At 63.3% G+C, this 305-nt stretch carries 1 protein-coding gene; it reads right to left on the bottom strand.

Features of this window, described 5'->3' with window-relative positions:
* Positions 1-43: 43 nt before the first annotated feature.
* Positions 44-305, bottom strand: a 262-nt coding sequence (locus EN851_RS35335; protein ID WP_135931113.1) for a type II toxin-antitoxin system Phd/YefM family antitoxin, incomplete at its 5' end; no start/stop codon positions are given.

A 305-nucleotide genomic window follows, 5' to 3' on the forward strand; every position in this document is an offset into this window, starting at 1 on the left:
GGCCTCGTCACCTCGGACAGCACATTCGTATCGAGTAGCAGCCTCACAGCGGCAGATCGCGCGGTTGGTCGCGTTGCCGCTCCAGGTCGATATCGGCGCCACGCAGCGGCGAGTCCAGCAGGAACTCCGCAAGCGTGCCTTTACGTGCGGTCTTTCGCTGCCATTCCTCCGCTGAGACGACGACCACGCTTGGCTTGCCGTTTTTGGTGATCGTCTGCGGTGAAAACTGCGCGCGCTCGATGACCTCGGAGAGGCGGGCTTTTGCCCCGGCGACCGTCCAGTTGGCGTCTTTGGGTGACGTTAGC

Source organism: Mesorhizobium sp. M8A.F.Ca.ET.208.01.1.1 (assembly GCF_004791315.1).
GTDB lineage: Bacteria > Pseudomonadota > Alphaproteobacteria > Rhizobiales > Rhizobiaceae > Mesorhizobium.